A 20,293-nucleotide genomic window follows, 5' to 3' on the forward strand; every position below is an offset into this window, starting at 1 on the left:
GTCATCCCTCCTCGAAGTCCACGGTCTTGGCCCGGATCCGCATCGCTTTCCCGGGTGCCTCGAGGAGCAGGTCCGTGGCGGCCGTGATCCGGAGCCTTTCCGGGCCCAGTTCCACACTGGAGCCGTGCCCGTCGGTGAAGCTGATGGTGCGCGCGCCGCCGTCGAACATTAACTGCTGGCCATCGGCGGTGCGGAACGTGTAGCGGCTGTCCCGGGCAGTGTTTACGCGGCTGTCCGGCAACTGCGTGGCGCCGTACAGGCCGCCGATCACGATGGCCTGGGCAGGGTCCGACGCCGGCAGCAGCACCAGGACCGAGTCGCCAGGTGCGGGCGGAACCACCAAGCCTTTGTCCTGGCCGGCGCCGGCAGCTACCACTGGCGCCCAGCCGCTTTCCAGCGGCGCGTACGCAGGAAGCCGGACTTTCGCGCGGCCGCGCCCTTCCGGGTCGTCGACGTCTGACACCACGCCGAGCGTAAAAACATCCGGCTGCCGATCCGGGATGCCCGACGGCGGCCGCGTGGTGAGCGTCGTTTCGTAACCCGTGCCGTCCATGCGGTGAGTGGCGGACGTGACTGTGTAGGTACCTTCCAAGGGGGTGGCCAGTCCGCGGACCCGGACCCGGCAGCCAGCACGCAGCCGGGGATCGCCGTCGGCCACAAAGACGGCGGTCACTTGGCCGGCGGCGCGCACGTCCAACTCGGCCTGGGCCAACTTCCGGGCCAGTTCAGTGCTGTCCAAGGCTTCGTTGCCACGGAGCAAAGCTCCGCCAGCGCCGGTGCTGGAGAGCACAGGATCTGCGGAAACCTCGGATTTGGCTTCGCTGCTAGAGGCAGACCCTTCGTGGACGGAGGCATCCTCCGCCCGCCAACCCTGGGTCTCGGCGGATGCGAAGGCGGGTTCCTGGCTGAGCTCAACCTCGGCAGAGTGCAGGCTGCTACCCAACTCCAGGTCCAACGGCTCGCCATCGCCAGCCAAACCGGTGAGACGGAGCGCGTCGCCATCCACCACCGGATACAGGCCAACGCGTGCACTGTGCTCAACCAGCACGCTCAGGTCCGTGCGGGCGCACTGGTACACCGGGCCTAGGCGGGGACCATCGCCCGTGACCGTAAGCCCAGTCCCTTCGCACAGGGTCTTGGCCAGCCCGGCCAGATCGGTATCAGCGTGCAGCCTGGTGGCCTGCCTTTTCCGGAGCCGGTGAAGTGCATCGTAGGCGCGGACGCGGATTTCCCTCGACAGATCGGCGCCGTAGCTCTGCTCAACCACGGTGACCTCTCCGGTGAACAACGGAGTACGACGCCCGCCCAACTCCACGCGGAGGGCGTCGCCGGGTGACGGGTCCACGGAACCGCCGGGGCCCGGCCGCCAGGTGAGTAGACATTGCGTGGGGCGGGCCAGCACCGAGACGACCTGCACGGACACGATCGCCGCCGTCTCCGCGGTGCTCAAACGCCGCCGTCCCAGCGTCACGACGAGTTCGGGGAGTCCCTGAAGCTGCCTCATGATGCCTGCTGCCTCATGGCGCCTCACCCAGGGGTGGCACGGCCAGCGGGCCGGTGAAGTGGGCGGGATCGTCGATGTTGTTGTACTCGAGGAGGAGTTTCCATAGCAGCGGAGTGCCGAATGCCTCCATCGACAGCCTGCCGAGCTCGCCGGGTGGGACATCCGGAAGCGGTTCGACGCCCTCCGGTCCCGCTAGCGAGCGGTCCGTGCTGCCGTCGCCGTGAACCGTCAGCGTGTCCACCGGCGGGGCCGTCAGATCTACTGGTGGCAGCCGCTGTGCCAGCTCGTAATTCTCGCCACCTTCCTCATCCGCGCTTTGGCCCACGCGAACGAACACCAGCCGCATCCAGGAGCGTAGCGGTGAGCCATCAGAGGCGAAGCGATCGAAGCGCTCGGCTACCTCGGTGACAACCCCCGGGACGTTCCAGGCCCGCCCCCAGACGAAGCGCACGGACGGTGGCCTGCGTTGTCGTTCCACCTCCGCCGAGTTCTCGGCGAGCGCCCAGATGGGCCGGGTCATCTGCCGGACATCCTGGACGTTCAACTGCGTGGGAGCGAGGTCCACATCGAAAAGCAGGTCCAGCCGAAGTTCCGTGTGGCCGCCGCCGGTGAATAGCAGGGGATCGTCTGCCAAGCCTGTGCCCGTGAGCTTGCCGCCCGCCGAACGCCTCGGCTCCACGCCCGCAGTGCGGGACATCACCACAGTTTCCGGGTTGAGCAAGCAACCCAGATGCTCACCCGTGTCCTCGATCAGGAAGGCGACTCGCTCCACCTCACACCGCCAATTGCTCGTTGTTCAACCGGGCAGCGCGGGCCAACGCCGACTCCAGTTGCGGAGGGCTGATTGCCATCTGGCGAACGGTCGGGCGGGTTGCGAGCTCGGGCCAAGGACTGGGGAGGGGTGCGTCGGGAGCCGGAGTTCCGTCTTGGGTGGGGTGGCCGTCGCCTTCGGTCTGGGACCCTTCGGTCTGGACCCCTTCGGTCCAGGCCGAGGATTCGACGACGGCGGCCTGGCGAGGCGCCGCTTGGTTGCCTGGCGCGCGGGCCGTAGCAACGTGCTGTGGGCGGGCCGTAGCAACGTGTTGTGTGCGGCGGGTCGCGTGCAGCCCAGCCCGCAGATGCGGGGCAGGAACCGACACTTCAAGGACATACTTGTCTGGTTCACCTGTGGAGCTGGGCATTGCTTCGGCGACGGCGGCTTCTTGCTGGTTCTGTGGTGCCGGGGATTGTTCCAGTGGCGTGGCGATGTGGCCCGACACGAAGCCGAGTGGAAGGGGGGTAAGGCCGCCTGAAGAATGCCAGGCCGTCGCCGAATTAGCCGTCTCGGGCAGGGACGTCCCGGTCCCGCTAGGCGCATCCCGCGGCCGTAAGCGAAGCCGGGGCATTTCCGATGAGCTCGGCTGGGCGATGGCTGCCGTCGTGGCAGCTTCAGCCGAGGCTACTCCGCCCCTGACCCGGCCTCGGGCCCCTAGGCGAAGTGAGGCAAACGGGCCTGTCGCTAGGGAATTGCCTGTCTCTAAAGAACTGCTTGTCCCCAAGGAACTGCTTGTCCCGGCTTGCCGGTTGCGGGATACAGCGCGTGCTCGGGCAGGTCCGTTGCCTTCAGTGCCGTTGCCCGCAGTGCCGCGGGCTGCAGTGCCGCGGGCTGCGGTGGCCGTCGGTGGCAACGCCGGGGTTCGGGCCCCAGGATCTGCGGGCATGCCGGGGTGGGGCTGCCCCGCGTCCCGGACCTGCCCGGGGTCGGGCTGCCCGGCGTCCCGGACCTGCCCGGGGTCGGGCTGCCCGGCGTCCCGGACCTGCCCCGGGTCGCGGATCAGCCCAGCATCCCGCAGCAGGGCGACCCAGTGCTCGGGAGCGCCGGACACATCAAAGGTGCGGGTCGGCGTCGAACGTTCCGCTGGACCGGAGACCGGCTCTTGCGCGGTGCCCAATGCCGCGCCGTCCGCGCCGCGGGGCGCCAGTCGGTCCGCGAGGCCCCGCAGCCATTGTGCCGTCCGGTTACGAAGCCGGTGCGCGGGCATCATCGAGTTCCAGCCGGTCGTAGGCGATGCTGAGTGACTCGATGGCGAGGTCCTTGCCCAGGGCGTCCAATGGGGCTCCGAACCAGTCGCACGGCCAGGCCCCCAGCAGGTTCCAGCGGCGGACTTCTGCTGAACCGGAGTCGTTCAGCATGGCAATGGAAACATTGCGGCGTTCCACGCGGCCATCCACGGCTTTGAATAGCCATTGCAACATTTCCGTGGAATCCGTCAGGCCGTAGCGGAGCGTGACCGGGGTGTATTCGACCTGCCCGGGGATGACGCGTACCGTGCTGTTTTCTCCGCCCGCGCGGTAGAGGATACGGCCGATTTTTAACCCCAGGCCATCCACGTTGGTGAAGTGCCCCTGGACCACGCCCTGGATGACCAGCTTGAAGTTGTACGCGCGGTAGGGGTCCACCACGTTGCCCGGCTGCGCGGCCGGAGTGTTTGGCTGCGTGGTCATCTCAGGCACCTGCGCTTTCTGTCTCGGTGGCGTCCGCGGATTGCATGAGCTTGAAGACAACAAATTCGGCTGGCTTCACGGGAGCGATGCCGATCAACGTGACCACCTGCCCGGCGTCGCGGACCTCGGGTGGGTTGGTTTCCTCGTCGCACTTGACGAAGAACGCCTGTTGAGGAGTGGTCCCCAGCAGGGCACCGTCCCGCCAGACGTTTGTCAGGAAGGCTCCGATGTCGCGTCGGATGGAGCGCCAGAGCGTGTGGTCGTTGGGTTCGAAGACCACCCAGCGCGTGCCGTCAGCCACCGATTCCTTGATCATGTTGGTCAGTCGGCGCACATTGATGTAACGGTATTCGCTGGCTTCAGGCGCCTTGGTCCTGGCACCCCAGATGCGGATGCCTTCACCAGGGAAATACCGGATGCAGTTGACGCCTGCCGGGTTCAGGACTTCCTGCTCGCCCCGGCTGACCCGCCGCACCAGGTCCGTGGCACCGGCGATGGGCTCGTTGGCTGGTGCTTTATGGACGCCGCGATTGGCGTCCACCCGTGCCCAAACCCCCGCAATATGGCCCGACGGCGGCTGGGTCACCTTCTTGCCGGAGACGGGGTCCGTCATCACTATCCACGGAAAGTAAAGCGCCGTGTAGCCTCCCGGAGACTGGGGAGCCCCCAATGCATCCTCCCCGGTCCCTTTGTCTGTCTTGTCCGTTTTGTCTCCAGCAGGAATGCCGGAGGTCGCCGCGCGGGTGAGCGCGCCGACGTCGTCCACCACTTCAGGGGTGTCCAGGATGCCCAGGCGGTCCTGCCGCAGCGGGTGTTCCACGTGGGCTTGGATGGCGGCATAATCATCGGCCGTCACGAATCCGGGAGCCGCAACCATTGAGATATCGTCGATCGCCTCGAACAAAGTCAGTCCCGTGGGCTTTGCCGCAGTGCCCGTGAGGCTCCCATTGGCGCCCACGTTCACCACGTAGCAGCGGCTGCCTCCGTTACTGAAAAAGCCGAACACCGCGTTGGAAAGGGCCGTGCCCTCGCTGGCCTTCCCCACGTACTGGTCCACGAACTGCGTCCAGTTGTCCAGGACCCGGACCTCATCTTTGTGGGCTTCCGCGTCCGGCGATGTTCCTACAAAGCCGGCGATGCTGGTGCTGACCTGCCCGATGGACCGGACACCGCTGGGCACTTCCTGTACATACACGCCTGGCGCCAGATAGTTCGCCATGGTGCGCTCCCTTTCATTCCCACCGGATGATGACCGGCAGGCTGCTAGTGCTGGCCGATACCTCGCGTTCCTTGCCGTGAACTGCCACGGCAAAATGCTGGAGCTCGTCAGCCGAGGCCAGTACCTCGAAATGACCGGTCGCATCGCTCATGACCGAGGTGGCTGAAGAGTGGGCACGGATGAAAGCGTCGGGGATGCCTTTGTTGTGGGCATCGACGAGCCGGCCTTGGATGCGGCGGGCAACGTCCATGTGGGCGATCAGTGGCTCCAGGACCTGGGGGCCCGTAGGCTCCTCGAGCGCCAGCGCCACCGGGACGCGGATGAGGAAACCCAGCCCGTGGCGGATTGCCGATTCGTACTCGCCGGGCTGCAATTCGTCCTTTGTAATGACCGTGTACTGGCTGCGTTCCATCGCCAGCAGGAGTTTCTCCATGTTGTCCAACTGCTTGGGGCCGTGGCATTCAACGGCCACACGCAGTTCGAGGTCCAGGACGGGGCCGGCCCGGCGGGAGCGGCCCACGCGGTCCAGCCCCACGGCGTACACGGTGATGGGAGCGTCAGGTTCCGGTTGGCCCTCCTGAACGGAGCCGTCGTCGAATCGAACCCTCTCCGGAGCTGCGGCGTCAGACAGCAACCCGAGCAGCTCGGTCATCGACGATCGCACTATTCCCACGGTTACACCCCAGTCTGCAAGGTGAAGGACAGCACAGCAGCTTTAGATTACTCCCGCGCCGCCCGGGAGTCACTCATTTCCGGAGATTTATCCAGTCGATTGATCATTTCGGTTTCTAGGAGGAATGTCAGTTGATGTCCGTTCCCGCGCTCAAGGACTCCCAAGCCTCGATGTCACTGCGTTCGGCGTCGTGAGCTGCGCGGACAGCACTGAGCGCGTCGGGACCTATCATCAGCAGGCCCGGGGTATTGGGCGAATTGACAGCCTCGATAATAACGTGGGCCGCCTTGGCAGGATCGCCCGGCTGGTTCCCGTCCAGCGTGTCGTGCTCCTTGCGGCGCTTGCCGGCCGTCTCGGCATAGTCCGGGATGGGCACGGCGGACTGTGAAATGGAGCGGCCGGCAAAGTCGGTCCGGAAAGCGCCCGGCTCAATGGCCATGGCTTTGATGCCAAGCGGAGCCACTTCCTTGCGGAGCGAGCCGGTGATGCCTTCCAGTGCAGCCTTGGTTGCCGTGTAGTAGCCGGAACCCGGCGGTGCTAGGCGGACACCCATTGAAGAGATGTTCACAATGGTGCCTGAGCGGCGGGCGCGCATTCCCGGGAGGACGGCTTTAATCATCGCCACCGCGCCGAACACATTGGTGGCAAAGAGCTTCTGGATTTGCTCGTCTTCGCCTTCCTCGACCGCCGCCCGGTAGCCGTAGCCGGCGTTGTTGACCAGCACGTCAACAGCGCCGAAGCGCTCCTCAGCCTGCTCGACGGCGGCAGTCACTTGGGCGGGGTTAGTGACGTCGAGCGCCAGGGCCAGGGCGGTGTCCGGGTACTTCGCGGCCAGTTCGCCCACGCTGTCGGCCGAGCGGGCAGTGACTACGACGTTCTCACCCCGCTCCAAGACCGCTGTTGCGAGGGCGCGGCCAAGTCCGGTGGAGCAGCCAGTGATGAGCCAAGTTGCCATAAATCCGTATTCTACGTTGCTCGAAAACTCAGCCCGCCGCCGTCGTCCTCTCCTTCTGCTGCCACCACGCGACGGTAGCTGAAGCCGCGTCAGCGAGCGGCGTCGGTGCGAGGCCGAGCCGCCTCTGGCTGGCGGCGGAGTCGAGCACAAACGGGCGCTCGAACTGGTAGAGCGTTTCAACGAGCTCCCGCATATCTCCGGAGAACACACCTACGATGCGCAGGAGCCAGCCCGGGACCACGGAGACTTTGGGCATGCCAAGCCCGGCTGCCGCGGCGAACGCTGAGGCCAATTGGCGCAGCGTCATGGGCGGAAGCGTCGGCGCGTGGAGGATGGAATTCCACAGGCCCTTGTCCTGCGCGGCGGTAACCATCGCGGCGGCAAGGTCCGGCAGGTAGGTGAAGGAGTGCGGCTGGTCGGCGCTGCCGATCACCTGCACTGTCTTGCCCTGCAGTACCAACGGGACCATACGGTCGCCGGCATGCGCCATCAGGACGCGGGGTCCAAAAAAGTCCCCGGCCACAACGCTCACAGTGTCCGCCGAATGCGCCGCGCGGGCACGCAGCAGCTGCGTCCGGACGCCGCGCTTGCCGCCTGACGCCTCGCGGGGGCTGTTTTCTGCGATCGGGCGCTCCGGCCCGCTGTAGGAGTACATGCTTTCGGGAAAAACGACGACGGCGCCCGCGGCTTGGGCGGCGTCCATCACCGCCGCTTCGGCGACGGGCAGTTCGGCGGCCCACGCCTTGGCCGTGTAGGAGGAACCGTGGATGCAGTGGAAGACCGCGCTGGCGCCTTGGAATTCCCGGCTTAGGCTTGCCGGGTTGGAGACGTCCACTGGACGGCGTTCCACCAGCGGGTGGTCCGGGCCGGAGCCAGTGCGCGTGAGGATGCGGACGTTGTGGCCTTGGCTGGCCAGGATTTCGGTGATGGTCCAGCCGACGGGTCCGGCTCCGGTTACGACGTAGAGGGACATGGGGTGCTCGCTTCCTGGGCCCTAATGAGTGGTGATGGGGTTTCCAATGACACATTCAGAGAGCAGTGCTCTCTGAATCAAGATTGGACCTCGGGTTGTCCTCGTGTCAAGAGCAGTGCTCTCTTTTGTTTGCTGTGCTCTCGTTTGTGGCATGCTGAAGGCATGGCATCCGAAAGAACCGCACTTTCTCCGCGGGCGAGGGCAAGGGTACAGACTGAGGCAGACATCGTCAGAATCGGCCGCCGCCACTTGGCGTCAGAGGGTGCGGCGGGGCTGTCGCTACGTGCGGTGGCGCGGGACCTTGGCTTGGTCTCGTCCGCTGTGTACCGCTACGTCGCCAGCCGGGACGAACTGCTGACACTGCTGCTCGTGGACGCCTACGGCGAATTGGGTGATGCGGTGGATGCCGCCGTGAATGGTGTTCCGCAGGACGACTTTCATGGCCAATTCATGGCGCTGGGCAGGGCGGTTCGCGATTGGGCCCTGAAGGACACCGCCAGCTACGCCCTGCTTTTTGGCAGTCCGGTGCCGGGCTATCGGGCGCCCGCGGAACGCACCACGGTGCCTGGCACCAGGGTGATCTATCGCCTTGCCGGGATCCTCGACGCCGCCCATCGTGCGGGTGCGATTGCCCCGGTGCCACTTGCCGCCGTCGGGGTTTCACCGAAGCTGAAACGCGACCTTTCGGCAATCCGGGACGACCTGGGACTGGCTGCGCCGGAAGAACTCATCGCCCAGGGGGTGCTGGCCTGGACCTCGCTGTTCGGCGCGGTCAGCTTCGAGGTGTTCGGCCACTATGGTCCGGATACGTTCACGGCGCCGGAAGAGTTGTTCGACCGTCACCTGGCCGTCCTTGCGGCCACTACGGGTCTCCAAGACCAGGGCGCCCGGTAAAGTGTCCCCATGGTTCATGGCCTCGCAGATATCGGCGCGGAGAGCGTCCTCCTTGCCGGGGCCGGGCGAGCCATCCTGCTCCAGATCGCGAATCCGGAGGTGGGGAGGGGCGTCGCAGCACACAGCAACTTTGCCGAGCGCCCGCTCGATCGCCTAGTGAACACGCTGGGCTACGTCTACGCCGTTGTGTACGGCACCGAGGAACAGTTGGCCACTGTGCGGCGCTCGGTCAACCGCGCCCACGCGCCAGTACGACGGCGGGCTGACGCCGGCTCCCCGGGGTACAGCGCCTTTGACCCGCAGTCCCAGCTGTGGGTGGTCGCCACGCTGTACGACACAGCGGTAACCATTCATGAGGCGGTCCATGGCCCGTTGAGTGAGGCCGCGGCGGACCGCGTCTACCGTGACTATGCGCGGATCGGCACAACCCTTCAGCTCCCGCCGGACCTGTGGCCCCAGGATCGCGCAGCTTTCCATGACTACTGGGACTCCGCCGTGCAACAACTCCGGCCTGGGGCGGACGCCGTGAGGGTGGCGCACCAGTTGCTCCACCCGCGCTCAGCGGGTGCCTGGCTGCGCCTTGTTATGCCGCTGGCGCGGTTCCTCACGGCCGGATTCCTGCCCGCCGCGCTCAGGGAACAATTCGGCCTGCGGTGGAGCGCCCGCCATCAGCGTCGCTTCGACCGCACCTTGCGTTTCCTTTCAGTCGTCTATCCCCGACTTCCCCAAGGGATCCGCCACTGGCCCAAGAACTACTGCCTTGACCGGGTGAAGCCTGCGCAGGTGCGGCAGGCACATGCGTAACGCCACCGCCGTCGAACGTTTCATCGAAGAGCGGGCGCACCGGTTCTTGGACAATGCGCCCGCTGGCGGACTGCGGGCGCGTGTCACCGAGTTGTGGTCTTTGGCCTTAAACAGGCCTGGGCCTGCGTATTTGGGGCGGTTCTTCTGGCCGTCATTTTCGCGGCGCGCCTTTGGTACACGTCCGACGTCGGACTGGCCAGGAACGATTTCCTGACGGTCGCCGCCGTGGTCATCCAGGTCCTGATGGTGGCTTGTCGTTTGGAGACGTTCCGCGAATTGCGGGTCATCGTGTTGTTTCACATTGTCGGGACAGTTATGGAACTGTTCAAAACCGACGTCGGCAGCTGGGCTTATGAGGCCGACGGGTTCCTGCGAATCGGGGGAGTGCCGCTATTCAGCGGCTTTATGTATGCGGCGGTGGGCTCCTACATGGTGCGCGTGTACCGCCTGTTCGACCTGCGCTTCACAAGATATCCACGGCGCTGGCTGACTGCTTTGGTGGCCGCGGCCATTTATGCGAATTTTTTCGGGCACCATTTCGTCTGGGATTTCCGCTGGGTCCTGCTTGCCACAGTCGCAGTTTTGTTTGGGCGTTGCGTAATGCATTTCAGGGTCTTCCGTAGCCGTTTCCGTATGCCCTTGCTTGTGGCGTTCCTGTTGGTTGCCCTGTTCATTTGGTTCGCGGAGAACATTGGCACGTGGTCGCGAGCGTGGCTTTACCCCAGCCAACTGGATGGCTGGCACATGGTGTCCCCGGACAAGTTGGTGGCCTGGTTCCTGCTGATGATCATTTCCGTTGTGCTGGTGGCCTGGGTCTATAAGCCGCTCCCTCTGGATGAGGCTGAAGTTAGGCTCTCAGCGAAGTTGAGCGTACTTGACTCAACTTTGGATTGACTTTCAGAGCGCCATGGGTAAAGTTGAGTGCAGATCGCTCAACTAGTCGATGGTTGAGTGCCCTCGACTCAACTGACCACAGATTGAGTCGGGTGAAGCTCAGCCTGTAGGCAGGCAGCCATTGAAAGGAAGTAGACACTCATGACCCGTGCAGTAGGTATTGACCTCGGAACCACCAACTCGGTGGTCTCCGTGCTGGAAGGTGGCGAGCCCACCGTTATCGCCAACGCTGAGGGTGGCCGGACCACTCCGTCCGTCGTCGCGTTCTCCAAGACGGGCGAGGTCCTGGTCGGCGAAATCGCCAAGCGCCAGGCCGTCAACAACATTGACCGCACCATTGCTTCGGTCAAGCGCCACATGGGCACCGACTGGACCAAGGCAATTGACGACAAGAAGTACACGCCGCAGGAAATCTCCGCGCGCATCCTGATGAAGTTGAAGAACGACGCCGAGAGCTACTTGGGCGAGAAGGTCACCGACGCTGTGATCACCGTTCCGGCGTACTTCAACGACGCTGAGCGCCAGGCCACCAAGGAAGCCGGCGAGATCGCCGGCCTGAACGTGCTCCGCATCATCAACGAGCCCACCGCCGCGGCCCTGGCCTACGGCCTGGACAAGGGCAAGGAAGACGAACTCATCCTGGTCTTCGACCTCGGTGGCGGTACCTTCGACGTATCCCTGCTGGAAGTCGGCAAGGACGAGGACGGATTCTCCACCATCCAGGTCCGCGCCACCGCCGGTGACAACCGCCTCGGCGGTGACGACTGGGACCAGCGCGTTGTTGAGCACCTGCTGAGCCAGCTGAAGATCAAGGGCATCGACCTGTCCAAGGACAAGATCGCCCTCCAGCGCCTCCGCGAGGCTGCAGAGCAGGCCAAGAAGGAACTTTCCTCCTCCACCAGCACCAACATCTCCCTGCAGTACCTCTCCGTCACCCCCGACGGTCCGGTCCACCTGGATGAGCAGCTGACCCGTGCCAAGTTCCAGGACCTCACCAGCGACCTGCTGGACCGCACCAAGAAGCCGTTCCACGACGTCATCGCCGAGGCCGGCATCAAGGTTGCAGACATCAACCACGTTGTCCTAGTTGGTGGTTCCACCCGCATGCCGGCTGTCTCTGACCTGGTCAAGCAACTCACTGGCGGCAAGGAGCCCAACAAGGGCGTGAACCCGGACGAGGTTGTGGCCGTTGGTGCCGCCCTTCAGGCCGGTGTCCTCAAGGGTGAGCGCAAGGACGTCCTGCTGATCGACGTTACGCCGCTGTCCCTGGGTATCGAGACCAAGGGTGGCGTGATGACCCACCTGATCGAGCGCAATACGGCAATCCCCACCAAGCGGTCGGAGACCTTCACCACGGCGGACGACAACCAGCCGTCCGTGGCTATCCAGGTCTTCCAGGGTGAGCGCGAGTTCACCCGCGACAACAAGCCGCTGGGTACCTTCGAGCTGACCGGCATCGCCCCGGCTCCGCGTGGTGTGCCGCAGATCGAGGTCACCTTCGACATTGACGCCAACGGCATCGTCCACGTGTCCGCCAAGGACAAGGGCACCGGCAAGGAGCAGTCCATGACCATCACGGGCGGCACCGCGCTGTCCAAGGAGGACATTGACCGCATGGTTCGCGAGGCCGAAGAGCACGCTGCCGAGGACAAGGCCCGCCGCGAAGCTACGGACACCCGTAACTCTGCCGAGCAGCTGGCCTACTCCGTGGCCAAGCTGATCGCCGAGAACGACGAGAAGCTGCCGGAAGAGGTCAAGACCGAGGTCAAGGCCGACGTCGACGCCCTCAAGAAGGCCCTGGAAGGTACTGACGACGCCGCTGTGAAGTCCGCCTTCGAGAAGCTGCAGCAGTCCCAGACCAAGCTCGGCGAGGCCATCTACGCCCAGGCTTCCGAAGCTCAGGGTGCCCCCGCAGGTGCTTCGAGCAACCCGGGTACCGGCACGGGCGCGGCTGACGAGGACATCGTCGACGCCGAGATCATCGACGAAGACAACGACGAGAAGAAGAAGTAATCATGCCCCACCACGGCAACGAATCTGATCACTCGGATGCCCGGCGGGACGATGACAACGGGCAGAAGCCGGTCATCCGGGACAAGCGCAAGTTAGACCCGGAGACGGGTGCGGCCCGGCACACGGCCCCTGAGCAGCCTGCTGCTGGAGCAGAGGCTGAAGGCGATGCCCTGTCCCAGGCAGAGGAGATCCTCAACGGTGTTGAGGTTCCCGCCGCGGAATCCGTGGCCCAGGGAGCCGCGACATCGGAGGCTGCGGAGCTCCGCAACGATCTGCTCCGCCTGCAGGCCGAGTACGTCAACTACCGCAAGCGCGTGGAGCGCGACCGGGCAGTGGCAGGGGAGATGGCCGTCGTCGGCGTGCTGAACTCCCTGCTCACGGTCCTGGACGACATCGACGCTGCACGCCAGCATGGTGACCTCGAGGACGGCCCGTTTGCCGCGATCGCAGCCAAGCTGGAGAACGCGCTGAAGACCTACGGGCTGGAACGCATCGACGAGACGGGTGTCGAATTCGACCCCACCGTCCACGAAGCGCTCATCCAGCAGCCCGGCGAGGACATCGAGGTTGATACGGTCAGCCAGGTCCTCCGCTCCGGCTACCGCGCCAAGGACCGTGTCCTTCGCGCAGCCCAGGTCATCGTCGCGGTACCTGCGTAACAACCTCCCACGCCGAGATGGCAGTTAACGGCAGTATTGCTTTGGAACATTGCCGCGAACTGCCATCTCGGCGCTTCGATTTTGAAAGGAACGCCCTTGGCCAGCCAAGACTGGGTTGAAAAGGACTTTTACGCGATCCTTGGTATCGCCAAGGACGCGTCCGATGCCGACGTCAAAAAGGCTTATCGCAAGCTCGCCCGGCAGTATCACCCGGACCAGAACCCGGGAGACGCAGCGGCCGAGAAGAAGTTCAAGGACATCTCTGAGGCCTACTCCGTGCTGTCCGACCCTGAGGAGCGTCAACAGTACGACGCCATCCGGGCCATGGGCGGTGCCCGATTTGCCCCTGGCGGCGCAGGCGGTCCGGGCAATGGCGGCTTCGAGGACCTCTTTGGCGGTCTCTTCGGCGGAGCCAGGCAGCCGGGCTTCGGCGGTGGCCGCGCCGGCGGAATCCCGCCGGAGTTTGCCGACCTGTTCGGCGGCGGCTTTGGCGCTGGCCCGACTTACCAGCGCGCCCCGGAAAAGGGCAGCGACCGGACGGCAACCACCACTATTTCCTTCGCCGGTTCCATTCGGGGCACCACAGTCAGCCTGCGTGAAAGCAACGGCCACGTCATCGACGTGAAAATCCCTGCAGGCATCAAGGACGGACAGAAGGTCCGCCAACGTGGCAAGGGCAATGCCGGGCCAGCGGGTAACGGCGACCTGATCATCACCGTGAACGTCAAACCCCATGATTTTTTCCACCGCGATGGTGACAACATCCGCATACACGTGCCGATCTCCTTCGCGGAGGCCGCGCTGGGTGCCGAAATCCAGGTGCCAACGCTCGACGGCGACAATGTTCGCCTCCGCGTGCCCGCCGGCACCCCGTCGGGAAGGACCCTGCGGGTCAAAGGCCGTGGCGTCAAGACGGCGAAGGCAACCGGTGACCTACTGGTGACGGTGGATGTCGCGGTCCCGCAGAATCTCAACAAAGAGGCCGAAGAGGCCGTCAAGGCGTTCGCCGCCGCCACAAAGGATGCGGATCCGCGCCACGATCTGGCATCCAAAGCCCGGCTCTAAAGGAACAATCAATGGTCTTCGATGCATACCAGCCGATCTTCGTGATCTCGGTTGCCGCCGAGCTGGCGGACATGCATCCGCAGACGCTGCGGCAGTATGACCGGCTGGGCATCGTCAAACCCAGCCGTGCACCCGGCAAATCGCGTCGCTATTCGCAGCACGACGTCGATATGCTCCGTGAAGTGCAGCGGCTGTCGCAATCTGGTGTGTCGCTCGAGGGCATCAAAAGGATCCTGGAGCTTGAGAACCAAGTGGCGGCCCTGCAGCAGCGTGTCAGCGAGCTGACTGATGAATTGTCCCGACGGCGATCACCGCTCGATGCCCGAATCTTCGCCGCCGGTGCCGCCGGCGATGTCGTAAGCCTTGCACCGGGCCAGCGCCCCCGCCCCCGCTCCCAAGCTGTCGTGGTGTGGCGGCCTGAGATTAGGCCGTGAGGTCTGGACAAATTCTCGGCACGCGACCCCAAAGGCTCTGCAGTACCACTGTGGAGCGCAGTTATCACGATGCCCGTCCTCATGGTCTTCTCGGCGACGAATGGCCATGCAACGGTGCCTAGGCCATCTACCGGTGAGTTTCCGGTATTTGTTTGGTTGCTGCACGGTGCAGTTTCTCCGGCTTCAGCTGCGGGTCTCGGGGTCATGTTGGTCTGCGCGCTGATCGCCACAACGCGAAAGCGTGCCCGCAATGTGGAACGCCTAAGGTACACGGGCCACAAACGCGGAACGGCGCCCAACTGAGGCTTTCGCTACTAGGTACGTGAGCCAGCGAGTCCTATTCAATCTCAGCTACTCCGCGAACAACCCCGCCAGATCCTCTGCCGTCAGCGCCCCGCCGGCCATGGCGTCGCCTTCCATGACGTCGGCGAACAGCCGCGACTTCTTCGCCTTGAGCGCCATGACCTTCTCCTCGATGGTGTCCTTGGCCACCAACCGATAGACCATCACGTTGCGTGCCTGCCCTATCCGGTGCGTCCGGTCTACCGCCTGGGCTTCGGTAGCGGGGTTCCACCATGGGTCCAGCAGGAACACGTAGTCGGCTTCGGTCAGGTTCAGCCCGAAGCCACCGGCCTTCAGGCTGATAAGGAACAGCGGCGCGGAGCCGTTCTTGAACTCGTCCACCACCTCGGCACGGTTGCGGGTGGCGCCGTCGAGGTAGCAGTACTCGGTTCCCTCTTCGTCCAGCCGCTCCCGCACCTTGCCCAAAAACCCGGTGAACTGGCTGAAGATCAGTGCCCGATGCCCCTCGCTGATGATGTCCTCCAATTGCTCGAACAGGACGTCAAGCTTGCTGGATCGGATTCCGGACAGCGACTCGTCCACCAGCGATGGATCCAGGCTCAGCTGCCGCAGGTGCGTCAGGGACCGGAAGATCGTGAAGCGGTTCTTGTTGACGTCGTCGATCAAGCCAAGGATCTTTTGCCGCTCGCGCTGGAGATGCGTCTGGTACACCTTTTGATGGCGTGGGTTGAGTACCACCTCCAGCACCTGCTCCTGCTTGGGTGGCAGGTCCTTGATGACCTGCTCCTTGGTGCGCCGCATCATGAGCGGACGGACTCGACGGCGGAGCCTGGCCAGCCGTCCAGCGTCGCCGTTCTTCTCCACGGGCTTTTGGTAGAACTCGGCGAATCTGTTTGGGCTGGAGAACAGGCCTGGCGCCACGATGGACGTCAAAGCCCAGAACTCCATGAGGTTGTTCTCCAGCGGCGTGCCCGTGATGGCCAGCTTGAACGGGGCCTGCAGCTTTCGCGCGCACTGGTAAGCCTTGGACTGGTGGTTCTTCACGAACTGCGCCTCGTCCAACACCAGTGCGGACCAGTTCAGCGCCGCGTAGGACTCATAATCGATGCGGAACAAGGCGTACGAGGTAATAACGACGTCGGCCGCCGCCAAAACCTCAACAGGATCAGTACCGCTTTTCGCAAAAGTCTCAGAAACAGTCCGGACGTCCAGCCCGGGCGCGAAACGGGCCGCTTCGGCTGCCCAGTTCCCCACGACGCTGGTTGGGGCGACCACCAGGAAAGGTGCCGGTTCCTTCGCAGCCAGTTCCTTCGCCGCGCACGCCAACGCCAGGGTCTGGACGGTTTTGCCAAGGCCCATGTCGTCTGCCAAGACGCCACCCAAGCCGTGGCGGTACAGGAAGCCCAGCCAGTTGAACCCTTCCATCTGGTAGGGCCGCAGCTGGGCATTCAGAGTCGAAGGCAAGGGGAGCCCGGTCAGGTCGTCTGCGAGGAGGCCGCCCACGGAATCCCGCCACGCCGCGGCCTGCTGGTCCACAACGCCAAGCTGGGCAAGTTCGTCCCACAGCCCAGCTTGGAAGCGACTGATCTGCAGCGTGCCGTCCTTGCTCGGGTGGTCCTGCAAAGCCCGGGCCTCGTCAATCAGAGAGCGGAGTTGATGCAGCTCAGGAAGGTCCAGCGAGAAGTGCGCCCCGCTGGGAAGCAGCATGCGCGTCTGGCCAGCCGCGAGCGCTGAGAACATGGCCGCAAAGGAAACAGGCTCCCCCTCCAAGGTGATGACAATCCCCAGGTCGAACCAGTCGCGGCTGTCCGTCGGCGTCGTCGAAATCGACACAACGGGAGCCTCCTCCGCCTCGCGATAGTCAGCAATGTCACCGGTGGTTTCCACCAGGACGTCCTCAAGCTCGCGAAGCCGGGGCAGCACCTCCTCAGTGAATGCGAGGGTATCCAGGCCGCCCAGTTCAGCGGCCGCAGCCAGCCGGGGCGTGCCCCAGCCGCCGGAAGAAGACTCGCCCAAGGCTGGCACCACGTCCCACGGCCGGCCCACCTGCTCCAGGATCCGGGCTTCCTCGGCATCGTCGCGGTACCCTCGGTCCTCCGGGTGGCGCCACAGCGGTTGCGCAGTGACCAATGTTCCGGCCGCATAGTGCCACTCCCAATGCAGCCGAACCCGATGGTCAGTGCCGTAGTTGGCGAGGAGCGACAGCTTGGGCACCGCCAATTCCGGCAGCTGGACCGTCTTGTCGGCGGCCTTCACCTCGGTCTGTTGGCGCAGCTTGGGGTAGAAGGAGGTCAGGAAACGCGACTCATCCTGGGCGGGAATGCTTAGGATTCGCCCGTTGCTGACAAACGCGAGAAGCTCCTCACCCTGTTCGCCTTCCAACGGCGCCAGCGTGATGACTGTCTCAGGGCCCGACACTCCCGGAAGCTGTTCCGGTGCCGCGCCAACATAAAAGACTCCGCTGGCAGGCTTGCCGATCAGCCCCATCGACGAGGGATCCACCGGCTCCCCGCCGACCGTCACCGACGGCGCCACCTCCAGGCCGCCGTCGAGCGCCCTGCCTTGCGTGGCGTCGTCGGACGTGCCGCCCGGGCGCGCAATGGTGAGGCCGACGACGGCGGGCTGGACCGAGAGCCGCACGGCTTCAGTACCGCTCGTGTGGACCAGGGCGACACCGACGTCGGACGCTTGGCGCAGCATGGACCACAGGTTCTTGCCCGCGAAATCGTTGAGGACCAGCCACATTCCGCCGCCTGTGTAGCTGCGGAGGTCAGGCGAGGAGTGGGCTGCCAGGAACTCGCGCATCCACTCGATGTGGGCCTCGTTGCATTCGCGTCGATAGGCGAGGTAGTTCAAGGTGGTCCAGGAAACGTCGCCCTTGATCCATTTCCCCTTGGCGCCCATCATCACCGGCCGGACCCTGAGCTGCCGGACGTTGGAGTGGGGGTCCCGGCGCGCGCTATAGGAGAAGTTTGGCGTAGGTTCCACAACCTCGAACTGGAGGGCCAGCGGGACTCCGCGTCCCTCTGCCAGTGCTTGCCGCTTTGGTGTGCCGATGAGCCGGTTCAAGGCAAGTTCCCACTCCGGCGCCTCCATGGCTTTGGCGGCAGTGCCCTGCGTAGCAGTTGCAGTTGGGTCAGCCGACAACAACTTTGCCCTCACGGATGGGTGGTCTTCGGCCGCGAAGAGGAGTGCGGCGACGTGCTTGCAGTCCTTGCGCACGGGGCAGCTGCAGATCCCCAGCGTGCAGCTCCAGCGACCGGCCTTGCGCACCAGCTTGGCCGACGTCGAATACGGAGTTTGGGCGCTGCCTCGGACCTTCCCGATCATGAGGCCGGTTCCGCCGTCGAAGGAGATCCCGCTGACGCGCCCGCCCATGGCGTACGCCAGCCCGGCGGCGAGTGAGCGGTCGTTGATGGCAGGGGTGAGTATTGCCAGTTCCCAGTCGTCTGGGTGGGAAGGCATGGTTTGGCTACTTTCGGCAGGAGGCTATCTGATCCATAGTAGTCAGCCTCAAATGGCCTCCAAACTTCGCCTGACGTTCACCTTGTCCTCAGCTCGTGGGGACGCTCCCACGCGTACGTTGAAGGTGTCCGGAGCAGTACCGCTTCCAGCAGTGAGGAAATCGCATGACCAGCACCGAGTACCCCGTGGTTCTGACGGCCCGCAGCCTGCAGGGTGGCAACGAAGACGTTGTGGATGCCAACGTGGATGTCGTGAACAGGATGTACCAGGAACTCCTCAATGATGAGGAGATCGCTCCCAACGCCCTGGCCAGCTACTACGTCGATTTCTACCTGACGCAGGCCCTGTCCGGCGGTTTCGCCCAGTACGTGTTCACCGCGCCTGAACGCGAGGAAGTGGATGCCTACGTCCGGGCAGGACTGGCGGAGATGGGCGCCAAGGCACACCTTGAGCTGTTCAACCGCACATGCGCAGCCTTCGATGAACTCTCCGAGGACGACGCCGAGGCCTACCTGGACGGAGAACTGGACGAATCTGAGGAAGCCAGCGAGGGCGTTTTGAAGCTGGACGAACTGGATGGTGAATTCGAGTCACTCCTGGAGACGGAGGACATCATCGCCCTCAACGGCGCGTGGCTCCGCAGCCAGCCCGAACTGCTGACCCTTGAGGAAGAGGACCTCCAGGCACACATCGCCGAGCGTGTGGCCAAGATCCCCAACCTTGAAGAGCGCCGCGCCGAGGCCGAGGCGGAGGAACTCGAGAACGCGCCGGAGTTCGAAGTGATCATCCGGGAGCTGTGTAAAGTTGCCGGCTTCGAGCTCCAGAAGATCACCATGGGTGACCCGAACTACGAGCACAACGGGGAAACCGTCCTGGCCTGGCACTTCGCCACGGACCACGGCGACTACATCATGGTGGAAGACGACGACGAGGCCTACATGCTCCGCCCGGAGACCAAGGAGATTGTTGCTGCCGTCGAGTTTGAGGAAGCCTAGCCTCAAATCCGATTGAAGTGGTGGCGCCCCCTCGTTCCGGCGAGGGGGCGTCACCACTTCTTTACGAGTTCTGCTCCAGCGCCTGGGCGAGATATCCCAGCAACTCGTCGTCGACGCCGTCCAGCGACTGCAGTCGGACTCGCCGGTCGAAGAAATCGCCCTCACGAACCTTGACGGCCTCCAGCCGCCCGGCAGCGGGCGCATCCAAACGGAGGGCGACGTCGACAGTTGTGTTGTTGGTCCGCGTCACCTGGGCGAACTTACGACGTGGAGCATGCAGGGAGACGTAGCCCTTGCGAAGCTGGATATGCACACCCTCGGTTTCCGAGGCCCAGGCCAGCACCGCGTCGGCAATGGGCCGCAGTTGAGGGTGCTGTTGGTACTGGCCATCCATCAGTTCGTCCGCATCGTGCAGCATAAAGTCCGGGTAGCCGAACAATTCCCAGGCAACCGCGAACCGCGCATAGCCGCTGATGCCGTGCTCCTCGCTCATCCATCGGCGCAGCTCCGCATCATTCCGGACACCGGCAGCGCGGGCACGTTCCACCCACCACGCCAAGTCATGCCCTGACTTTCGGAGCAACAGTTCCTGGTTGCTGTCCACCATGTGCTGCCAGGTTCCGGCAACGGATTTTAGGTCTGGTGTCTCGGCCATGCTTCCGATCTTAGAACGGGGGTGGTTTGGGTTGTGGCTCGTAGTTTTGGAGGAGTAGCGCGGGCGGATCGGCGGGCATGCTGAAGCTGGCTGGTTCTGTGGTGTGTTTGCGGCCGAGGGGTGAGGTCCAGCTGAGGTGGCCGGTTGGGGGCGCATGCCTGTAGCTCCACGCGCCGATGGATTTGAGCGCGTGGTGTTTGCGGCAGAGCAGGGCGAGGTTGGCTGGATCTGTTGTCCCGCCGTCCTGCCATTCGATGGTGTGGTCTGGTTCGCAGGTGCTGGCGCGTCGGGTGCAGCCGGGGAA

The 20,293-nt window shown here is 64.4% G+C and carries 18 protein-coding genes and 1 pseudogene; 8 read left to right on the forward strand and 11 right to left on the reverse strand.

The genetic code is table 11. From position 1 onward, the window contains the following. Position 1: 1 nt before the first annotated feature. The 8 genes from LD110_RS21785 to LD110_RS21820 form a co-directional block, all read right to left on the reverse strand. On the reverse strand, positions 2–1,504 hold the full coding sequence (locus LD110_RS21785) for a phage baseplate assembly protein V (protein ID WP_225502031.1): 1,503 nt from the start codon (positions 1,502–1,504) through the stop codon (positions 2–4). Between the two features lie 13 nt (positions 1,505–1,517). Next, positions 1,518–2,276, reverse strand: a complete 759-nt coding sequence (locus LD110_RS21790) for a hypothetical protein (RefSeq protein WP_225502032.1) — start codon at positions 2,274–2,276, stop codon at positions 1,518–1,520. A gap of 1 nt (position 2,277) precedes the next feature. After that, the gene (locus tag LD110_RS21795) at positions 2,278–3,528 is read right to left on the reverse strand and encodes a hypothetical protein (protein WP_225502033.1); all 1,251 of its coding nucleotides are present in this window, start codon (positions 3,526–3,528) and stop codon (positions 2,278–2,280) included. Continuing rightward, entirely contained in the window at positions 3,503–3,988 is a 486-nt protein-coding gene (locus tag LD110_RS21800) for a phage tail protein (protein WP_225502034.1), read from the reverse strand. Before LD110_RS21800 ends, LD110_RS21795 begins: the two co-directional genes overlap by 26 nt. A gap of 1 nt (position 3,989) precedes the next feature. Beyond that, positions 3,990–5,207 carry a phage tail sheath subtilisin-like domain-containing protein gene (locus tag LD110_RS21805; RefSeq protein ID WP_225502035.1) on the reverse strand — a complete coding sequence of 406 codons (1,218 nt, stop codon included), beginning with the start codon at positions 5,205–5,207 and terminating at the stop codon, positions 3,990–3,992. 13 nt (positions 5,208–5,220) lie between these two features. Further along, positions 5,221–5,859 (reverse strand): hypothetical protein, encoded by a 639-nt coding sequence (locus LD110_RS21810; RefSeq protein WP_225502036.1) that lies wholly within the window; start codon positions 5,857–5,859, stop codon positions 5,221–5,223. 148 nt (positions 5,860–6,007) lie between these two features. Then, positions 6,008–6,835: an oxidoreductase gene (locus LD110_RS21815; RefSeq protein ID WP_225502037.1), complete on the reverse strand. Its 828-nt coding sequence runs from the start codon at positions 6,833–6,835 to the stop codon at positions 6,008–6,010. Positions 6,836–6,863: 28 nt separating this feature from the next. Then, positions 6,864–7,808: an NAD-dependent epimerase/dehydratase family protein gene (locus LD110_RS21820; protein WP_225502038.1), complete on the reverse strand. Its 945-nt coding sequence runs from the start codon at positions 7,806–7,808 to the stop codon at positions 6,864–6,866. Positions 7,809–7,970: 162 nt separating this feature from the next. On the opposite strand from LD110_RS21820, the gene LD110_RS21825 reads away from it, so the two are divergent. From LD110_RS21825 to LD110_RS21855, 7 genes and pseudogenes are all read left to right on the forward strand, one after another. After that, the gene (locus LD110_RS21825) at positions 7,971–8,702 is read left to right on the forward strand and encodes a TetR/AcrR family transcriptional regulator (RefSeq protein WP_225502039.1); all 732 of its coding nucleotides are present in this window, start codon (positions 7,971–7,973) and stop codon (positions 8,700–8,702) included. Positions 8,703–8,711: 9 nt separating this feature from the next. Continuing rightward, positions 8,712–9,506 (forward strand): oxygenase MpaB family protein, encoded by a 795-nt coding sequence (locus tag LD110_RS21830; protein WP_225502040.1) that lies wholly within the window; start codon positions 8,712–8,714, stop codon positions 9,504–9,506. Next, positions 9,499–10,400: pseudogene (locus tag LD110_RS21835) on the forward strand (DUF817 domain-containing protein). Before LD110_RS21830 ends, LD110_RS21835 begins: the two are co-directional and overlap by 8 nt. A gap of 141 nt (positions 10,401–10,541) precedes the next feature. Further along, positions 10,542–12,413 carry a molecular chaperone DnaK gene (gene dnaK, locus LD110_RS21840; protein WP_225502041.1) on the forward strand — a complete coding sequence of 624 codons (1,872 nt, stop codon included), beginning with the start codon at positions 10,542–10,544 and terminating at the stop codon, positions 12,411–12,413. A gap of 2 nt (positions 12,414–12,415) precedes the next feature. Continuing rightward, a complete protein-coding gene (locus LD110_RS21845; protein WP_225502042.1) occupies positions 12,416–13,072 on the forward strand; it encodes a nucleotide exchange factor GrpE in 657 nt (218 codons plus the stop codon). Between the two features lie 96 nt (positions 13,073–13,168). Further along, positions 13,169–14,137, forward strand: coding sequence for a DnaJ C-terminal domain-containing protein (locus LD110_RS21850; RefSeq protein WP_225502043.1), 969 nt, complete (start codon positions 13,169–13,171; stop codon positions 14,135–14,137). Between the two features lie 11 nt (positions 14,138–14,148). After that, entirely contained in the window at positions 14,149–14,571 is a 423-nt protein-coding gene (locus LD110_RS21855) for a heat shock protein transcriptional repressor HspR (RefSeq protein WP_225502044.1), read from the forward strand. A gap of 351 nt (positions 14,572–14,922) precedes the next feature. Here the strand turns inward: LD110_RS21855 and LD110_RS21860 are convergent, their stop codons facing one another. Next, the gene (locus LD110_RS21860) at positions 14,923–18,339 is read right to left on the reverse strand and encodes a DEAD/DEAH box helicase (RefSeq protein WP_225502045.1); all 3,417 of its coding nucleotides are present in this window, start codon (positions 18,337–18,339) and stop codon (positions 14,923–14,925) included. A 164-nt stretch (positions 18,340–18,503) separates the two neighbouring features. Here LD110_RS21860 and LD110_RS21865 point away from each other — a divergent pair, with 164 nt between their 5' ends. Continuing rightward, the gene (locus LD110_RS21865; RefSeq protein ID WP_225502046.1) at positions 18,504–19,334 is read left to right on the forward strand and encodes a hypothetical protein; all 831 of its coding nucleotides are present in this window, start codon (positions 18,504–18,506) and stop codon (positions 19,332–19,334) included. 61 nt (positions 19,335–19,395) lie between these two features. Here the strand turns inward: LD110_RS21865 and LD110_RS21870 are convergent, their stop codons facing one another. Together LD110_RS21870 and LD110_RS21875 are read right to left on the reverse strand one after the other, a co-directional pair. Beyond that, positions 19,396–19,989, reverse strand: a complete 594-nt coding sequence (locus LD110_RS21870; protein ID WP_225502047.1) for a DUF5655 domain-containing protein — start codon at positions 19,987–19,989, stop codon at positions 19,396–19,398. Between the two features lie 10 nt (positions 19,990–19,999). Continuing rightward, on the reverse strand, positions 20,000–20,293 hold a 294-nt coding region (locus tag LD110_RS21875; RefSeq protein ID WP_225502048.1), incomplete at its 5' end, for an HNH endonuclease signature motif containing protein.

This window comes from Arthrobacter sp. M4 (assembly GCF_020251205.1).
In the GTDB taxonomy this organism is placed as follows: domain Bacteria; phylum Actinomycetota; class Actinomycetes; order Actinomycetales; family Micrococcaceae; genus Arthrobacter.

Excerpts from the sequence above, each read along its gene's own strand:
- LD110_RS21785 (WP_225502031.1), bottom strand. The coding sequence starts at position 1,504 with ATGAGGCAGCTTCAGGGACTCCCCGAACTCGTCGTGACGCTGGGACGG.
- LD110_RS21795 (WP_225502033.1), bottom strand. The coding sequence starts at position 3,528 with ATGATGCCCGCGCACCGGCTTCGTAACCGGACGGCACAATGGCTGCGG.
- LD110_RS21800 (WP_225502034.1), bottom strand. The coding sequence starts at position 3,988 with ATGACCACGCAGCCAAACACTCCGGCCGCGCAGCCGGGCAACGTGGTG.
- LD110_RS21805 (WP_225502035.1), bottom strand. The coding sequence starts at position 5,207 with ATGGCGAACTATCTGGCGCCAGGCGTGTATGTACAGGAAGTGCCCAGC.
- LD110_RS21810 (WP_225502036.1), bottom strand. The coding sequence starts at position 5,859 with ATGACCGAGCTGCTCGGGTTGCTGTCTGACGCCGCAGCTCCGGAGAGG.
- LD110_RS21815 (WP_225502037.1), bottom strand. The coding sequence starts at position 6,835 with ATGGCAACTTGGCTCATCACTGGCTGCTCCACCGGACTTGGCCGCGCC.
- LD110_RS21820 (WP_225502038.1), bottom strand. The coding sequence starts at position 7,808 with ATGTCCCTCTACGTCGTAACCGGAGCCGGACCCGTCGGCTGGACCATC.
- LD110_RS21825 (WP_225502039.1), top strand. The coding sequence starts at position 7,971 with ATGGCATCCGAAAGAACCGCACTTTCTCCGCGGGCGAGGGCAAGGGTA.
- LD110_RS21830 (WP_225502040.1), top strand. The coding sequence starts at position 8,712 with ATGGTTCATGGCCTCGCAGATATCGGCGCGGAGAGCGTCCTCCTTGCC.
- dnaK (WP_225502041.1), top strand. The coding sequence starts at position 10,542 with ATGACCCGTGCAGTAGGTATTGACCTCGGAACCACCAACTCGGTGGTC.
- LD110_RS21845 (WP_225502042.1), top strand. The coding sequence starts at position 12,416 with ATGCCCCACCACGGCAACGAATCTGATCACTCGGATGCCCGGCGGGAC.
- LD110_RS21855 (WP_225502044.1), top strand. The coding sequence starts at position 14,149 with ATGGTCTTCGATGCATACCAGCCGATCTTCGTGATCTCGGTTGCCGCC.
- LD110_RS21860 (WP_225502045.1), bottom strand. The coding sequence starts at position 18,339 with ATGCCTTCCCACCCAGACGACTGGGAACTGGCAATACTCACCCCTGCC.
- LD110_RS21865 (WP_225502046.1), top strand. The coding sequence starts at position 18,504 with ATGACCAGCACCGAGTACCCCGTGGTTCTGACGGCCCGCAGCCTGCAG.
- LD110_RS21870 (WP_225502047.1), bottom strand. The coding sequence starts at position 19,989 with ATGGCCGAGACACCAGACCTAAAATCCGTTGCCGGAACCTGGCAGCAC.